Source organism: Bosea sp. 124, from assembly GCF_003046175.1.
GTDB lineage: Bacteria > Pseudomonadota > Alphaproteobacteria > Rhizobiales > Beijerinckiaceae > Allobosea.
Genome location: NZ_PZZM01000001.1, coordinates 1,609,529 through 1,623,656 on the forward strand (window position 1 = coordinate 1,609,529; position 14,128 = coordinate 1,623,656).

Annotated in this window: 16 protein-coding genes; 8 read left to right on the forward strand and 8 right to left on the reverse strand. The window is 67.7% G+C overall.

Features of this window, described 5'->3' with window-relative positions:
• Positions 1–8: 8 nt before the first annotated feature.
• Positions 9–893, reverse strand: coding sequence for a universal stress protein (locus C8D03_RS07510; protein WP_248308387.1), 885 nt, complete (start codon positions 891–893; stop codon positions 9–11).
• 285 nt (positions 894–1,178) lie between these two features.
• Here C8D03_RS07510 and C8D03_RS07515 point away from each other — a divergent pair, with 285 nt between their 5' ends.
• Complete coding sequence (locus C8D03_RS07515; RefSeq protein WP_108051333.1) at positions 1,179–1,592, forward strand: DUF2177 family protein; 414 nt, start codon at positions 1,179–1,181, stop codon at positions 1,590–1,592.
• A gap of 33 nt (positions 1,593–1,625) precedes the next feature.
• Here the strand turns inward: C8D03_RS07515 and C8D03_RS07520 are convergent, their stop codons facing one another.
• From C8D03_RS07520 to C8D03_RS07545, 6 genes are all read right to left on the reverse strand, one after another.
• Positions 1,626–2,648 (reverse strand): SAM-dependent methyltransferase, encoded by a 1,023-nt coding sequence (locus tag C8D03_RS07520; protein ID WP_465246430.1) that lies wholly within the window; start codon positions 2,646–2,648, stop codon positions 1,626–1,628.
• A gap of 4 nt (positions 2,649–2,652) precedes the next feature.
• The gene (locus C8D03_RS07525) at positions 2,653–3,447 is read right to left on the reverse strand and encodes a DUF1295 domain-containing protein (protein WP_248308388.1); all 795 of its coding nucleotides are present in this window, start codon (positions 3,445–3,447) and stop codon (positions 2,653–2,655) included.
• Positions 3,444–4,079, reverse strand: coding sequence for a ChrR family anti-sigma-E factor (locus C8D03_RS07530; protein WP_108045709.1), 636 nt, complete (start codon positions 4,077–4,079; stop codon positions 3,444–3,446). The genes C8D03_RS07525 and C8D03_RS07530 overlap by 4 nt, the downstream gene beginning before the upstream one ends.
• Positions 4,076–4,642, reverse strand: coding sequence for a sigma-70 family RNA polymerase sigma factor (locus C8D03_RS07535; protein ID WP_248308389.1), 567 nt, complete (start codon positions 4,640–4,642; stop codon positions 4,076–4,078). The genes C8D03_RS07530 and C8D03_RS07535 overlap by 4 nt, the downstream gene beginning before the upstream one ends.
• 99 nt (positions 4,643–4,741) lie before the next feature.
• On the reverse strand, positions 4,742–5,113 hold the full coding sequence (locus C8D03_RS07540; protein ID WP_108045710.1) for a DUF2147 domain-containing protein: 372 nt from the start codon (positions 5,111–5,113) through the stop codon (positions 4,742–4,744).
• 30 nt (positions 5,114–5,143) lie between these two features.
• Positions 5,144–5,746 (reverse strand): hypothetical protein, encoded by a 603-nt coding sequence (locus tag C8D03_RS07545; RefSeq protein WP_108045711.1) that lies wholly within the window; start codon positions 5,744–5,746, stop codon positions 5,144–5,146.
• A gap of 147 nt (positions 5,747–5,893) precedes the next feature.
• Here C8D03_RS07545 and C8D03_RS07550 point away from each other — a divergent pair, with 147 nt between their 5' ends.
• Both C8D03_RS07550 and C8D03_RS07555 read left to right on the forward strand, forming a co-directional pair.
• The gene (locus tag C8D03_RS07550; RefSeq protein ID WP_108045712.1) at positions 5,894–7,234 is read left to right on the forward strand and encodes an NAD(P)/FAD-dependent oxidoreductase; all 1,341 of its coding nucleotides are present in this window, start codon (positions 5,894–5,896) and stop codon (positions 7,232–7,234) included.
• On the forward strand, positions 7,231–8,034 hold the full coding sequence (locus C8D03_RS07555; protein ID WP_108045713.1) for a DUF1365 domain-containing protein: 804 nt from the start codon (positions 7,231–7,233) through the stop codon (positions 8,032–8,034). The genes C8D03_RS07550 and C8D03_RS07555 overlap by 4 nt, the downstream gene beginning before the upstream one ends.
• A gap of 152 nt (positions 8,035–8,186) precedes the next feature.
• On the opposite strand, the gene C8D03_RS07560 is transcribed toward C8D03_RS07555, so the two are convergent.
• Complete coding sequence (locus C8D03_RS07560) at positions 8,187–8,903, reverse strand: FadR/GntR family transcriptional regulator (RefSeq protein WP_108045714.1); 717 nt, start codon at positions 8,901–8,903, stop codon at positions 8,187–8,189.
• A 186-nt stretch (positions 8,904–9,089) separates the two neighbouring features.
• Between C8D03_RS07560 and C8D03_RS07565 the strand changes: the two genes are divergently transcribed.
• From C8D03_RS07565 to C8D03_RS07585, 5 genes are read left to right on the forward strand one after another with little or no spacing between them, the layout of a single operon-like run.
• On the forward strand, positions 9,090–10,163 hold the full coding sequence (locus tag C8D03_RS07565; RefSeq protein ID WP_181300763.1) for an ABC transporter substrate-binding protein: 1,074 nt from the start codon (positions 9,090–9,092) through the stop codon (positions 10,161–10,163).
• A 25-nt stretch (positions 10,164–10,188) separates the two neighbouring features.
• Positions 10,189–11,028, forward strand: coding sequence for an ABC transporter permease (locus tag C8D03_RS07570; RefSeq protein WP_108045716.1), 840 nt, complete (start codon positions 10,189–10,191; stop codon positions 11,026–11,028).
• Positions 11,025–11,801 (forward strand): ABC transporter permease, encoded by a 777-nt coding sequence (locus C8D03_RS07575; RefSeq protein ID WP_108045717.1) that lies wholly within the window; start codon positions 11,025–11,027, stop codon positions 11,799–11,801. Before C8D03_RS07570 ends, C8D03_RS07575 begins: the two co-directional genes overlap by 4 nt.
• 4 nt (positions 11,802–11,805) lie before the next feature.
• Positions 11,806–12,993 (forward strand): M24 family metallopeptidase, encoded by a 1,188-nt coding sequence (locus C8D03_RS07580; protein ID WP_108045718.1) that lies wholly within the window; start codon positions 11,806–11,808, stop codon positions 12,991–12,993.
• Between the two features lie 16 nt (positions 12,994–13,009).
• Positions 13,010–14,095, forward strand: a complete 1,086-nt coding sequence (locus C8D03_RS07585; protein WP_108045719.1) for an ABC transporter ATP-binding protein — start codon at positions 13,010–13,012, stop codon at positions 14,093–14,095.
• The last annotated feature ends 33 nt before the right edge of the window (positions 14,096–14,128 follow it).

A 14,128-nucleotide genomic window follows, 5' to 3' on the forward strand; every position in this document is an offset into this window, starting at 1 on the left:
GCAGGGCCTCAATGCGCCATCAGGATCGGCAGGTCCGAACTCTGGAGCAGATCATAGGTCGCCCCGCCCAGGACCCATTCGCGCAGCCTCGTATGGCCATAGGCGCCCGCGACGATCACGTCGGCGGAGATGCGGTGAGCCTCGGCGAGGAGCATCATGGCCGGCGCGTCGCTGTCGGGCAGCAGGCCGACCGTCGCCCGGATGCCGTGCCGATCCAGATGGGCGGCGATATCGGCCAGCACTTCGGCTCCGCCGAGCCGGCCCTTGCCGGATTCGCGGACCGTCGCGAGATGGACCTGTTTCGCCGCCCCGAGCAGCGGCAGCGCCTCGGCGACGGCGCGCGCAGCCTCCCGGGTATCGACCCAGCCGACCAGAATCGTGCGCAGGTCCTGGCGCGGCTTGACTCCTCGCGGCACGAGATAAAGCCCGTGACCACCGTCGAACAGCACCCTTTCGACCAGAGGAGCCCAGCGCTCCAGCTCGGCCGCGCCATAGGGGCAAGAGCCAACGAACAGGTCGGCCCAGCGGGCCTCGGTCGCGGCCTCCCCTTCGAGCAACGCCGGGAAATTCTCCAATCGGCGGATCTCGCCGGTGACGCCAAGGCGTGCGAAGCGCTGCGTCAACCTCGCCTGGACCTGATCGCCTTCCCTGCGAACCGCATCCGAGATATCGCCGACGGCGGCGCCGCCGAACTCACCGGCATAGAGCCCGATATCGGGAAGAATATTGGTGTGGAGGCCGGTCAGACGAGCCTCGAACCGGACCGCGATCGCCTCGGCATGGGCGATCCGGATCTCATCCTCGGCGGTGCCGTCGAGATGCACCAGCACGTCCTTGTAACCGCGCGCCATCGCCAGCCCGGCGGCCGCTGACGCAACTGCAACATGATCCATGATGGTCTCTCCGTTCGACCGCGGCTCAACGCCGCGAGGCGGCCGTTCCGCCTCGCTTCCGCCGCGAAACCCGGACGGGCATGACCCCGTCGCGCATATCCGGGCGCGGCTCATCACAGCCCCGAAACGGCTGTGCGACATTGATGCGGATCAACCGGGAAAAGCTGCCGCGCCGGATCGGCCACGGCCGACGTCGGCAGCGTCTCCCTCGCCGGCAGAACCGGCGGGGCGTCGTCGACGTATATGAGCTTGCAGCCTGTGGAAGGCCGTCACGTGGAGGTCGTCATGCGCTTTGTCGCCGGTTACGTCGCTTTTCTCCTCGCCTTCGGTCTCTGCGATGCGATCTGGCTGAGCACCATGGCGTCGCGGCTCTACCGGCCGGCGCTCGGAGACATGCTGCTCGACGAGATTCGCTATCTTCCCGCCGTGCTCTTCTATTTCGGCTTTTCGCTGGGCGTGGTGCATTTCGCGCTGATGCCGGCGCTGCGCGAGGGCTCCGGAGGCAGCGCTCTCCTCAATGGCGCGCTGGTCGGCCTCCTCGCATACGCCACCTATGACCTGACCAATTACGCGACGCTGCGGGCCTGGACGCTGACCATCACCTTGGCGGACATGGCCTATGGCGCGATCGTCGTCGGCCTCTGCAGCTGGGTCGCTTATGCGGCGGTACGCCAGATGGAAGGTTGGGGCTGGATTTGACAGGCAGCTCGCAGCGGCGAGCCGGTTTCGGCGCTAGCTCGGCTTCAGGCGATAGTGGCTGACACCCCAGACGGCACCGTTCGCATGGCCGAACAGACCGCTGGTCGCCAGGAAGAACAATCGCCAGCGCCGACGCCAAATCGTTGCATCCCGGCCGTAGACCGCCTGTAGGATCGGATCGATCACCGGGAGGTTGCGATCGAAATTGGCCAGCCAATCATCGGCGGTGCGCCGATAATGCTCGCCGCTCCAGCGCCACTCCTCTTCGACCGTGAAGAGATCGGGAAACTGATGGGCGAGCGTCGCGCTCGGCATCAGACCGCCGGTGAAGAAATGCTGCGCGATCCAGTCGGCCCTGTCGGCGACATCGAAACGATAGCACCCGCTGGCATGAGCGAAGACGTGGATGAAGAGTCTGCCGTCGGGCTTGAGCCAGCCACGCACGCGCTCGAGCAGCGCCGGCCAGTTCGCCATGTGCTCGAACATCTCGACGGAGACGATCCGGTCGAAGCGGTCCGGGATGGCGAAATCGTTCATATCGGCGGTGACGACCTGCAGGTTGCGGAGGCCGCGCGCCCTCGCCTGCGCTTCGATGTAATCGCGCTGCGATGCCGAATTCGAGACCGAGACGATACGTGACAAAGGCAGGTTCTCGGCCATCCACAAAGAAAGCGAGCCCCAGCCGCAGCCGAGTTCGAGGATGCTCTGCCCGTCGACGAGGCCGGCATGCTCGGCGGTCAGAGCGAGCGCCGTCTCTTCGGCGGTGGCGAGATCGTCTTCGGGGCTGCGATAGTAGCAGCAGGAATACTTGCGGCGCGGGCCGAGCACCTGCCCGAAAAAGCTCTCGGGCACCTCGTAATGCTGCGCATTCGCGGCGTCGGTGTGCTGGGCGATCGGAAAACGCACCATCTCGCGGGCAAAGCTGGCGGCATCGCCGGGCCCGGAGGCGAGCGCGCGGTCGGTCCGGGCGACGAGAGAGGCGATCACCGCGCGGCTGACGAGATCGGGAACCGGCAGCGCCTCGCCCCAGCTGGAAAGCTTCTGCATGACGGTCACGGCATCACCCCCTCGGTGGCAGCGGGACCAGCGCGCTGGTCCTCTCCTGATAAGCGCGATAGGCCGCGCCGTGCTTGGCGAGCATATGCTCCTCCAGTGGCGGAATGCCGGAAATGCGGGCGAGCAGCAGCGTGATGCACACCGGCGCCAGCAGGGCCAGCCAGCCCCAGGGATAGGCGGCGGCCGGCGCGATCACCGCATAGGCGCACCAGAGCAGGCACTCGAAGAAATAATTGGGATGGCGCGACCAGGCCCAGAGACCGCGATCACAGACGCCGCCCCGGCCCGACCGGACGAAGGCGCGCAACTGGCCGTCGGCAATGGCGCCCCCGGTGAGACCGACGGCGAAAACGAGGCCGCCCGCGGCATCCCGCCAACCCGGAACGGGCGACGGGCTGTGAGCGGCGAGCAGGATGCCGAGCGCGAGCGGGATGCTCGCCAGGGCCTGCATCTGGAGCAGGCGCGCCATCCGCGTATCGGCCTGCGCTCCCCAATCCCGTCTCAGCCTTGCATAGCGCGGATCGGCGACGATACGGCGCGTGCGACCGGCGATGTGCAGGCCGAGCCGCAGCGCCCAGCCCAACGCCAGAGCCGCCACGAACAGCCGGCGCTCGAAAGGGGCATCGCCGAAAGGCAGGAGCGCGCCGAGCATCCCGGTCGTGCCCAGGCCGAAGCTCCAGACCACGTCGATCCATCCGGAATTCCCGGTCCGGCGTTCGATCCGCGTCGCCAACGCCATGGCCGCCGCCATCATGACGGCGGCAAAGACGAGCGCCGCGGCAAACGAAACCGCGCTCACAGCCGCACCAGCGGTTGCAGCAGCCGCCCGAGCCAGCCCTGAAACAACACATGGCCGGTCACGGCGGCGATGCAGATGCAGCCCTCGACGGCGTCGACGCGGGGCGTGTGAACATGCTCGGCATCGGCCTCGTCGAAGTCGCCGGCGGCATAGCGACCATATTCATGCTCATAAGCGCCCGAGAGGATCGTCGTCCATTCGAGGCCGCTGTGCTTGTGATGCGGCAGGGCGACGCCCGGCCCGGCGCGCAAGAGGAAAACACGCGCCTCGGCACCGGGCACCTCGACGCGCCGCATCGCGATCCGGATACCGATCGGTCGCCACGGCCCGAGCGCATAGGGCCGCAGCACCCGCGGCAACCCCGCTTCGGGCGCCGCCGCGGCCGGGAGAGGTTCGCCGATGCCATGGGTCAGCACGTCGCCCGCCAGCAGATCGCTGGCCCGGACCTGCATCGCGACAGGGGCACTCGCATCGAGCAAGGCTCCCTGCACCGACTGGAGGTCGCGCAGGCGCCGCCTGCTTTCGGCATCGACCTCGAGATGCGTAGCGACGACGAGCGCGAGACCTTCGTCCAGTTGGCCTGTGGCGAAGGCGGCGAGCGCTTCGTCCGAGGGGCGATGCGCGACACTCATCGCAGATCCTCCAGTTTACCGCGCAGATGCGACATCGCCAGCCGCAGGCGGGACTTGACGGTGCCGAGGGGAATGGCGAGGCGCCGGGCCACATCCTGGTGGCTGAGGCCTTCGAGAAAGGCCAACTCGACAACGCGATACTGATCCGGCGAGAGTTCGGTCATCGCGGCCCTTATGCGCACATCGCGCTCGGCGCCCGAAACGGCAGCATCGGGCTGCTCCGGCCCATCCTCGTCGAGAATCTCGTAGACTTGCGACAGCCGGGAGCGAGTCTCGCGCCGGGCGATATCGATGCGCAGGTTGCGCGCTATGGTCGCGATCCAGGTCCCCGCGCTGGCCTTGGCGGGGTCGAACATCGCCGCCTTGCGCCAGACCGCCAGCAGGGTCTCCTGCGCGACCTCCTCCGCCAGTTCCGCGGAGGTTCCAGCCTTCATCAGCAGACCCTTCACGCGCGGCGCGAAATGGTCGAACAGCCTGGCGAAGGCCTCGCGATCGGCCGAGCGCGCAATCGCAACGATCAGGGCGTTGTGGTCGAACAAGGGGACGAACGGGCCTCTCTGCACCGCCATTCTCGTGTGGCGCATCTCATCGACTGTCAGGGCGAGCGCGGCAACCATAGTCCATTTACGGCGGGCGCAGCGTCGCGGATCACCCGGTGCGGATCACTCGGCGGCCTTCCAGTTCACATCGCGGCAGAGCAGTCCGCCCAGCAGGCAGCCCCGCGTGGTCAACGCCCCCTCCGTTGCCCGGATCGTCATCGAATAACGCCAGTCGCGCTTCGCATCCCATGCTGTGCCGGAGAAACTGCCGTCGGCTTCGCGTGATAGTGTCATGACCAGCTTGTCGCCGACCGCCTCGCCCTTGCTGGCGTCGCCGATCCAGAGATTTGTCGCGCAGACCTTGTCGCCGCAGGGCGCTATCCGCACCCGCGCATTGCCGTCGTCGCGCAGCCAGACACCGTCGAGTTCGGCGGCGTCGGCGGTCGATGCCGTGATCGCACCGGCGACGACCAGGATGTTTCGAAAGCTCGTCATCGCAACTCCCTTCGAATACCCCCGACCCTCTTACGTTTCGGGCGGCGTTTCGGTTTCAGACGGACGGCGGGTTCCGTTCTCGAGAATGTTGGCGAACAGCAATCCGATCAGGGCGGTCAGGGTCGCGGCGCTGATGAAGTTCAGGCGCTGCAGCGCCTCGTATTCGCCGGCGGCGTAGAGATGGCCGTCAACACCCGGCAGCGCTGCCGGGCCAAGGTAGACGGCGCCCGCGATCGCAGCGAAGCCCAGGCCCACCGCCCGCTCGCTCCGCCGGAACAGCAGAAGGGCGAGGACCAGGCAGGGAAACAGAAAGACGTCGACGCCGGAGACGCCTCCCAGCGCGGCGCGGCAAAGCGCGGTGTTGCCGATGCCGGCGAACAGCAGCGTCGCCCGGCCGAGCAGGGTGCTGCGGCGCATAAGTGCCGGCACAGCCAGGAAGAGCGGCGTCGACAGGAAGCTCACATAGCTCGGCCAGATCGTAGGCGAGACCGTCCAGTAGATGTAAAGCGGATAGAAGGGCTGGTTCGAGGCGACGACCAGCGCGACGGCATTGGCGAGCGCAGCGCGCGGATCGGGATGTGCCGCATAGTCGCGCAATGCTGCGACGATTCGCCTGAAACCGCCTGCGGGCATGATCGAGTTCTCCGGACCCTGGCCTCATGCAGATACGTCGGCCGGGTCGATCCGGTTCGCCGATGCGGATCATTGGCGCTGCCGGCACCCGGCAAATCCAGAGCGCGCCCCCCGGCGTATACCGCTGGTCACAAGCGGAGACGCAGCATGCGCGAGCGCCAGAAACGACGGATGAGGACTGCCGTGATCGGAGGCGGGATCTCGGGCCTCTCGGCTGCCTGGCTGCTCGGCCAGGCGCATGACGTCGTGCTGTTCGAGGCGGCGCCGCGACTGGGCGGGCATGCCAATACCGTAGTCATGCGCGATCCAGAGGGCCACGAGACCCCCGTCGATACCGGCTTCATCGTCTACAACGAGGCGACCTATCCGAATTTCGTCGCTCTGCTGCAGCATCTCGGCGTGGCGACACAACCAACGGAAATGTCCTTCGCGGTCTCGCTCGACGGCGGCCGTCTCGAGTATAGCGGGACCGGCCTGAGCGGGCTCTTCGCGCAGCCGCGCAACCTTCTCAGCCCGCGCTTCTGGTCCATGCTGCAGGGCATTCGCCGCTTCTATCGGGAGGGGACAGAGGATTCGCAGGCAACGCCGATGAGCGCGCTCTCCCTCGGCGACTACCTCGCGGCCGGGCGCTATGGCACAGCATTCCGCGACGACCACCTCCTGCCCATGGCCGCCGCGATCTGGTCGGCGCCCTGCGCCGAGATCCTGTCCTATCCCGCCGCAGCCTTCCTGCGTTTCCATCACAATCACGGCCTGCTGCGACTGACGGACCGGCCAGTCTGGCGCACGGTTTCGGGCGCGAGCGCGGTCTATGTCGCGAAGCTGCGCGAGGCCTTCATCGGCGAGATACGGACCGGTACGCCGGTGCGCCAAGTCCGGCGACAGCCGAACGATGTGACGCTGATCGGCGAGGGCTGGAGCGAGCGCTTCGACGAGGTCGTCTTCGCCTGTCACGCCGATCAGGCGCTGGCCCTGCTCGGCGATCCGAGCGCGTCCGAGACGGCCCTGCTCGGCGCCTTCCGCTACAGCCGCAACCGCGCGGTGCTGCATGGCGACGCCGCCCTCATGCCGAAGCGGCGCCGGGCCTGGGCGAGCTGGAACCATCTCGGCGATCGCAGCCGGCCCGACGAGGCCTGCGCCGTCACCTACTGGATGAACCGGCTGCAGGCTCTGCCGACGGCGCGCCCGCTGTTCCTGACGCTGAACCCGCCGGCCGCATTGCGCGGCGACGCCATCCTGCATGAGGAAACCTACGAGCACCCGCTGTTCGACGCCGCCGCGCTCGGCGCGCAGGCACGGCTCTGGTCGCTGCAGGGCGTTCGCCGGAGCTGGTTCTGCGGGGCCCATTTCGGGGCAGGCTTCCATGAAGATGGCCTCCAGGCCGGCCTCGCCGTCGCTGAAGCCCTGGGCGGCGTCCGCCGGCCCTGGGACGTGGCCGATGAATCGGGGCGCATCCCGCTCGTCGCTGGGCGGGAGCAGGCGGCGTGATCCCGCGATCCACGCTCTATGTCGGCCGTGTCCGGCATCACCGCTTCCGGCCGAAGCGTCATGCCCTGTCCTACCGGGTGTTCTGGATGCTGCTCGATCTCGACGACATCGAGGGACTGGCGGCGCGGCTTCGCTTCTTCTCGCGCAACCGCTTCAACCTCTATTCCTTCAGGGATGCCGACTATGGCGACCGCAGCGGACGACCGCTGCGAGAGCAGGTCGAGGAGACGCTGGCCGGCGCCGGAATCTCCTGCGCCGGCGGGTCGGTCCGGCTGCTGACGATGCCGCGCATCCTGGGCTACGGCTTCAATCCGATCAGCACCTATTTCTGCTACCAGCCCGACGGCAACCTCTGCGCGACGATCTATGAGGTGCACAACACCTTCGGCGAGGTCCACAGCTATGTCGCGCCCGCAGGCTCGGCCGCAACTCCCTTGCGCCAGGAGGCCCGGAAGGCCTTTCACGTCTCGCCCTTCATGGGGCTTTCGATGCGCTACACCTTCCAGGTCGTGCCGCCGGGCGAGCGCGTCTCGGTCGCCATCGACGGCCATGACGCCGAGGGGCGCCTGATCGCCACGACGCTGTCCGGACAGCGGCGCGATCTCGGCGACGGCCAGCTCCTGCGCCTGCTCGCCAGCCATCCGCTGCTGACCCTGAAGGTGACCGCCGCGATCCACTGGCACGCGTTGCGCCTGCTGGCGAAGCGCATTCCCTGGTGGGCGCATCCGGCGCCTCCGGACGCGCCGGTCAGCCTCGGCACCGCACTGCCCCGCGATGCGAGCGGGCCGGCGCAATCATGAGCGGGGAACCACCGACATGCCGTCGCGCCGGTGAGCTCCAAGCCAGACAAGCGGCAACTGCGACCGTACGATGATCTGACGCCAGCCAGCCGCCGATCCGACCATGGGCGGCCAAGGGCAACGGCCCGGTGACCGGGCACGCACCGCCCGCGTCACAGCTCCCACACCGCCATGCGCGCATTGGCACGGACGCCGCCGAGATGGCGCCGCAGCGCGTTCTTGGCGTTCTCGGCGTTGCGGTCGAACAGGGCGGCGACAATGACCTCGTGCTCGCGGTGATAGACTGCCCATTTTTCGAGCGAGAAGCTGCCCTCCTTGAGGCGCAGCCAGCTGCGGCTCTCGCGCGCCTCGCTCAAACGCCGGCCGAGCTCGCTGAAGAGGCGGTTCCCGGTCGCGTCGAACAGGGCCTGGTGAAAAGCCCGGTCCGCCGCCTCGGCCTCCTGCCACCGGCTCGCCACCCCGCCCTGCGCGACGATCGCGGCCAGCTCCTCCAGCCTTGCATCCGTCGCCGTCAGCACGACGAGTTCGACCAGCGAAGGTTCCGTCACCAGGCGAAACTCCATGAGCTCCGCCGGGGTCAGTTCCGCCGGTGCCAGCTCGGCCGATGCCGGCCGCACGGCGTCGCTGCCATCGGCAACATAGGTGCCGCGGCCGACCTGCCGGATGATCCGGCCGTCGCGCTCCAGCGTGTCCAGCACCGCACGCACCGTCGAACGCGACAGACCGCTGGTTTCCGCGAGGCTGCGCTCGTTCGGCAAGCGCTGGCCCACACGGAGATCGCCGCTGTCCAGCGCCGCGAGGCAGCGCTGCAGGAGCTCGTCGCGCGAGGAGGCGCGGCCCGCCTGCCAATCCTTTACCGCCTGATCCATGGAGATCACCTCATTGGTACGGAGACATACCAATCATACCATTCAATGCAATGCAAGCCGGCATAAGCTGGCTATCATTTCCTCTTTACAGTCGAAAAATCGGTAACTAGGTTCGTTTGGTATGAATTGGTTCAACCAATGTGCCGCACCGGGTCGACCGGGCGGCCAGCATCGAGGAGTGCAGCCATGAGTTCGACCCGCATCCGGACGACCCGCCTGCTCCACGGCGCCAGCCGCCGCGACCTCCTCAAGCTCTCGGCCGCCGCGATCGCGACCGTTGCGGCGCCATCGGTCCTGCGCGCGCAGGCTGGCGAGATCGTCTTCGCGAGCTGGGGCGGCTCCTGGGAAGCAGCGATGCGGGAAGCCTGGTTCAAGCCCTTCACCCAGAAGACCGGCATCGGCGTCCGCACCGTCTCGGGCAACGCCTATGGTCGCATCCAGGCGATGGTCGAGGCCGGCAAGACCGAATGGGACGTCGTCGAGGTGCTGCCCGATTTCCAGTGGATCGGCGCCGAGAAGAAGCTGCTCGAGCCGATCGACTTCAACCTGGTCGACAAGACGCCGATCATGGCGGGCGCCGACCTGGTGACGCCCTATTCGGTGCCGCAGGTGCTGTTCTCGCGGCTGATCGCCTACAACAAGAAGCTCTCGCCCGCCCCGAAGAGCTTCGCCGACATCTTCGACACCAAAAAATTCCCCGGCAAGCGCGCCTTCTATTCGAAGGCGAACGGCGCCTTCCTCGAAGCCGCGCTGCTCGCCGACGGCGTCGCCCCGTCGGCGCTCTACCCGCTCGACATCGAACGGGCGCTGAAGAAGCTCTCGACGATCCGCGACGACATCCTGTTCTACGAGACCAATGCCCAGGCCGAGCAGTTCGTCACCGACGGGCAGGCCGTGATCGGGCTGATTCCGGACGGCCGCGCCCTCAGCGCCCAGAAGAACGGCGCGCCGATCGAGATCGCCTATGATCTGAGCTTCCTGACTTGGTCGGCGATGGTGGTGCCGAAGGGCGCGCCGCGCGCCAAGCAGGCGATGGAGTTCCTCGCCTATACGCTGACGCCGGACGCGCAGGCCGCGATCGCCAAGGCCTACACCTATGGCCCGGTCGTGCCCAAGGCCTTCGACATGATCCCGGCCGAGCGCGCCGCCATCCTCTCGGGTGGACCACAGATGAAGAACGCCGTGATCATGGGCGAGAAGTGGTGGGGGGCCAATCTCGCCGCCGCAACCGAGAAGGTGAACGCCTGGAAGCTCTCCTGAGCAGGCCCGGCTGACGGAAGCGGCCATGCCCGCCAGATTGCGCAGCGCCGGCCCGGCGATCCTGATTCTGCCGGGCTTCCTGCTCGTCGCGGGCCTGTTCGTCTGGCCGGTCGCGCAGCTCGTCGCGACCAGTTTCGGCGACAAGGCCGGGGCTCTGGTGCATTACAGCAAGATCTTCACTGAGACGACCTATCTGCGGGTCGTCTCGCGGACGCTGCTGCTCAGCGCCCAGACCGCGCTGCTCTGCGTGCTGCTCGGCTATCCGCTGGCCTATCAGCTCAACCGCGCCGGACGGATCGGCAAGGCGCTGATCCTGGTCTGCATCCTGATCCCGTTCTGGACCAATCTGCTGGTCAGGACCTATGGCTGGATCATCCTGCTGAACCCGCAAGGCGTCATCAACGGCCTGCTGCGGCAGGTCGGCCTGATCGAGGGCTCGCTGCCGCTGGTCTACAACAGCACGGGCGTGCTGGTCGGCATGACGCAGATCATGCTGCCCTACATGGTGCTGCCGCTCGCTGCCGTGATGAGCCGGCTCGACCCGGCGGTGATGCGGGCGGCCCGATCGCTCGGCGCCTCGCCCCTGGCCGCTTTCCTGAAGGTGTATGTGCCCCTCACCCTGCCGGGCGTGCTCGGGGGCTCGCTGCTCGTGTTCATGCTCAGCCTCGGCTTCTTCGTGGTGCCGGCGATCCTCGGCGGCCCGCGCGACCTGCTGCTGGCGCAGTTGATCGAATTCAACATCAACCAGACCCTGAACTGGCCCTTCGCCGCCGCGCTCTCAACCGTGCTGCTGGTCGCCACGGTGACGCTCTACTGGATCGGCGACCGCTTCTTCGGCCTCGGCCGGCTCTGGGGCGCGCGATGACCAGAGGCCTCGGCAACGGCATCCTCTCGGCCATCGCGGGCCTGCTCTGCCTGTTCCTGATCATGCCCACGCTGATCGTGGCGCCGATCTCGTTCACGCAGACCGATTTCATCACCTTCCCGCCGCGCGGCTTCTCGACGCGCTGGTACGAGGCCTTCTTCGAGCGGCCGGAATGGTACGGCTCGCTGGTCACGAGCACGATCGTGGCAATCGCGACGACCCTGCTTGCGACGCTGCTCGGCAGCATGATCGCGCTCGGGCTTGTGCGCCTCTCGCGCCGGGCCAACCGGCTGGTCAGCTTCTTCTTCCTGCTGCCGATGATCGTGCCGACGATCATCACGGCCGCCGCGCTCTATTCGCCCTTCGCGAAACTGGGGCTGGTCGCGACAGTGCCCGGCCTCGTCCTCGCCCACACCATCCTCGCCTTGCCCTTCGTCGTCATCAACGTCTCGGCGGTGGCCCAGTCGATGGACTGGCGCATGGTCAATGCGGCGCGCAGCCTTGGCGCCTCGCCGCTCACCGCATTCCGGCGCGTCACCCTGCCGGTGCTGGCGCCGGGGATCGCGGCCGGCGCCATCTTCGCCTTCCTGACCAGCTTCGATGAGGTCGTCGTCGCACTGTTCGTCAGCGGGTCGGGCGCGACGACACTGCCGGTGCAGATGTGGAGTGGCATCCGCTTCGAGATCAGCCCGATCGTCGCGGCCGCCTCCTGCCTGCTGCTCCTGGTCTCGTGCCTGCTGCTCGCCCTGTTCTGGTTTCTCAAGCGGAAGTGACGTCATGACTGCAGCGATCCCGAAGCCGATCGTTCCCGCCGCGGAATTCGGCCAGCGCCGCCAGCGCGCCGTCGCGGCCGCGAAGGCGCGCAAGCTCGACAGCCTGCTCGTCTGCTCGCGCGGCGGCGGCACGCTCGACCGCTATGCCGACGTGCTCTACCTGACGAATTTCTACACCCACTTTCCCTTCATCCCGGACTTCGAGGGCAACTGGTCGGCGCGGGCCCACACCTTCCTGGTGCTGCCGGTGGATGCCACGCCCGAACTCGTCATCGACGTGCCCGACGACGGCCGCATCCGCCTCGATGACGGCTGCGTCACCTATTCGGATTTCGTACTGGACGATGCGGTCAAGGCCCTGACGAGAGCGGGTCTCGGCAAGGCCCGAATCGGGCTCGTCGGCGGCGATGTCCTGACCTTCACCATGCTGAACAAGCTGCGCGCCGCCCTGCCCGACCTCGTGATCGAGCCTGCCGACGACGTGCTGATGACCCTGCGCTCGATCAAGTCTCCGGCCGAGATCGCCATGCTGCGCCGCGCCTCGGCCATTGGCTCGCGGATGATCGAGGCGATGATGGCGGCGGCCGTCACCGGCGCCTCGCATGGCGATGTCGTCGCGGCCGGGCTGAACTATCTCGTTCCGGCCGGCGGCATGCTCTACAACTCCTTCATGGCCTCGGGGCGCGGAGGCGATCCTTCGCGCTTCGCCAAGAGCAATTTCCCGACCTGGGGCTCGGACAAAAGACTGGCCGATGGCGACTGGATCCGCCTCGGCATTTCCGGTGCCGTCGACGGCTATGTCTTCGACCTCGCGCGCTCCAAGGCCGTCGGCCCCGTCACCAACCGGCAGGTCGAGCTGTTCGAATCCGCGATCGCCAGCATCGAGGCGACGCTGGCCGCGATCCGCCCCGGCGCGACCGCGGGAGATCTCGGCGCCGCGGGCCTCGACAAGCAGCAATCCATGGGCTTCGCGGTGGATGGCGTGTTTTCCGCCATGGGCCACGGCATCGGCCTCGGCTGGGACGATCCCTGGCTGGCGCGCGGCGTCGCGACGCCGATCGTGCCCGACATGGTGCTTTCGATCGAACGGACCATCACCCAGGACGGCTATCTCGGCGATTACGAGGAATCCGTGCTCATCACGCCGGACGGCTACGAGCGCCTGACAGACGCGACGGCGCGGTTCTGGTGAGCGGCAGGACCCCATCATGACCGGCGCAGCCGTCCAGATCAGCCAGCTCAGCAAGCGCTACACCGATTTCGTCGCGGTCGACGACGTCTCGCTGGATGTCGCACCGGGCGAATTCGTCACCCTGCTCGGGCTCAGCGGCTCGGGCAAGACCACGACCTTGATGGCGGTGGCGGGCTTCGTCGAGCTCGATGCCGGGCGGATCGCGATCGACGGCCGCGACATCGTCGATCTGCCTCCGGAGAAGCGCGATCTCGGCGTGGTCTTCCAGAACTACGCGCTCTTTCCGCATCTCAACGTCTTCGAGAACATCGCTTTCCCGCTGCGCATGCGCAAATGGAGCGAGGCGGCGATCGCAAAGGCCGTCGGCCGCGTGCTGGAGATCGTCTCGCTCGGCAGCTTCGCGAGCCGCAAGATCGCCGCGCTCTCGGGGGGCCAGCAGCAGCGCGTGGCGCTGGCGCGGGCGCTCGTCTTCGAGCCGCCGGTGCTGCTGATGGACGAGCCGCTCGGCGCGCTCGACCGCAGCCTGCGCGACCAGCTCCAGACCGAAATCAAGCGCATCCAGCGTGATCTCGGCGTCACCGTGATCTATGTCACCCATGACCAGGAGGAGGCGCTGGCGCTCTCCGACCGGATCGCCGTGATGGCCGAGGGCAAGATCTGCCAGCTCGCCACGCCCGACGAGATCTATGAGCGGCCGGCCTCGGCCTTCGTCGCCGGCTTCGTCGGCGAATCGAACTTCATCGAAGTCGAATTGCGCGGGCAGGACGGGCAGGTCGTCCGGGTCTCGCCGAAGGGGATGCCGGACGCGCTTTACGCGGCCACGGCGGCGGCGCCGACCACGCAAGGCGCAGCCCTGATGGCGATCCGCCCGGAGGCGCTGCAGCTCGATGCTGCGGAGGTCGCCGGCCCGGGCAACGCGCTCGCCGGCCGCGTCGCCCTGCGGGAATTCATGGGTGCGACCGTTCGCCTGACCATCGACACCGCGCTCGGCCCCCTGACCGTCCGCGACGGGCGCGTCAGCGAGGCTGCGCGCTTCCGGGCAGGTGACACCGTCCGGCTGTCCTGGAACGAGCGGGACGCGCTGCTCTTTCCACCACGTTGACCTCCCCCGTGGCGGCTTCGCCGCGCCGACCAT

Bases quoted from the DNA above. Each gene is read 5' to 3' on its own strand.
- C8D03_RS07510 (WP_248308387.1), bottom strand. From the start codon at position 893: ATGGATCATGTTGCAGTTGCGTCAGCGGCCGCCGGGCTGGCGATGGCG.
- C8D03_RS07515 (WP_108051333.1), top strand. From the start codon at position 1,179: ATGCGCTTTGTCGCCGGTTACGTCGCTTTTCTCCTCGCCTTCGGTCTC.
- C8D03_RS07530 (WP_108045709.1), bottom strand. From the start codon at position 4,079: ATGAGTGTCGCGCATCGCCCCTCGGACGAAGCGCTCGCCGCCTTCGCC.
- C8D03_RS07540 (WP_108045710.1), bottom strand. From the start codon at position 5,113: ATGACGAGCTTTCGAAACATCCTGGTCGTCGCCGGTGCGATCACGGCA.
- C8D03_RS07545 (WP_108045711.1), bottom strand. From the start codon at position 5,746: ATGCCCGCAGGCGGTTTCAGGCGAATCGTCGCAGCATTGCGCGACTAT.
- C8D03_RS07550 (WP_108045712.1), top strand. From the start codon at position 5,894: ATGCGCGAGCGCCAGAAACGACGGATGAGGACTGCCGTGATCGGAGGC.
- C8D03_RS07560 (WP_108045714.1), bottom strand. From the start codon at position 8,903: ATGGATCAGGCGGTAAAGGATTGGCAGGCGGGCCGCGCCTCCTCGCGC.
- C8D03_RS07565 (WP_181300763.1), top strand. From the start codon at position 9,090: ATGAGTTCGACCCGCATCCGGACGACCCGCCTGCTCCACGGCGCCAGC.
- C8D03_RS07570 (WP_108045716.1), top strand. From the start codon at position 10,189: ATGCCCGCCAGATTGCGCAGCGCCGGCCCGGCGATCCTGATTCTGCCG.
- C8D03_RS07575 (WP_108045717.1), top strand. From the start codon at position 11,025: ATGACCAGAGGCCTCGGCAACGGCATCCTCTCGGCCATCGCGGGCCTG.
- C8D03_RS07580 (WP_108045718.1), top strand. From the start codon at position 11,806: ATGACTGCAGCGATCCCGAAGCCGATCGTTCCCGCCGCGGAATTCGGC.
- C8D03_RS07585 (WP_108045719.1), top strand. From the start codon at position 13,010: ATGACCGGCGCAGCCGTCCAGATCAGCCAGCTCAGCAAGCGCTACACC.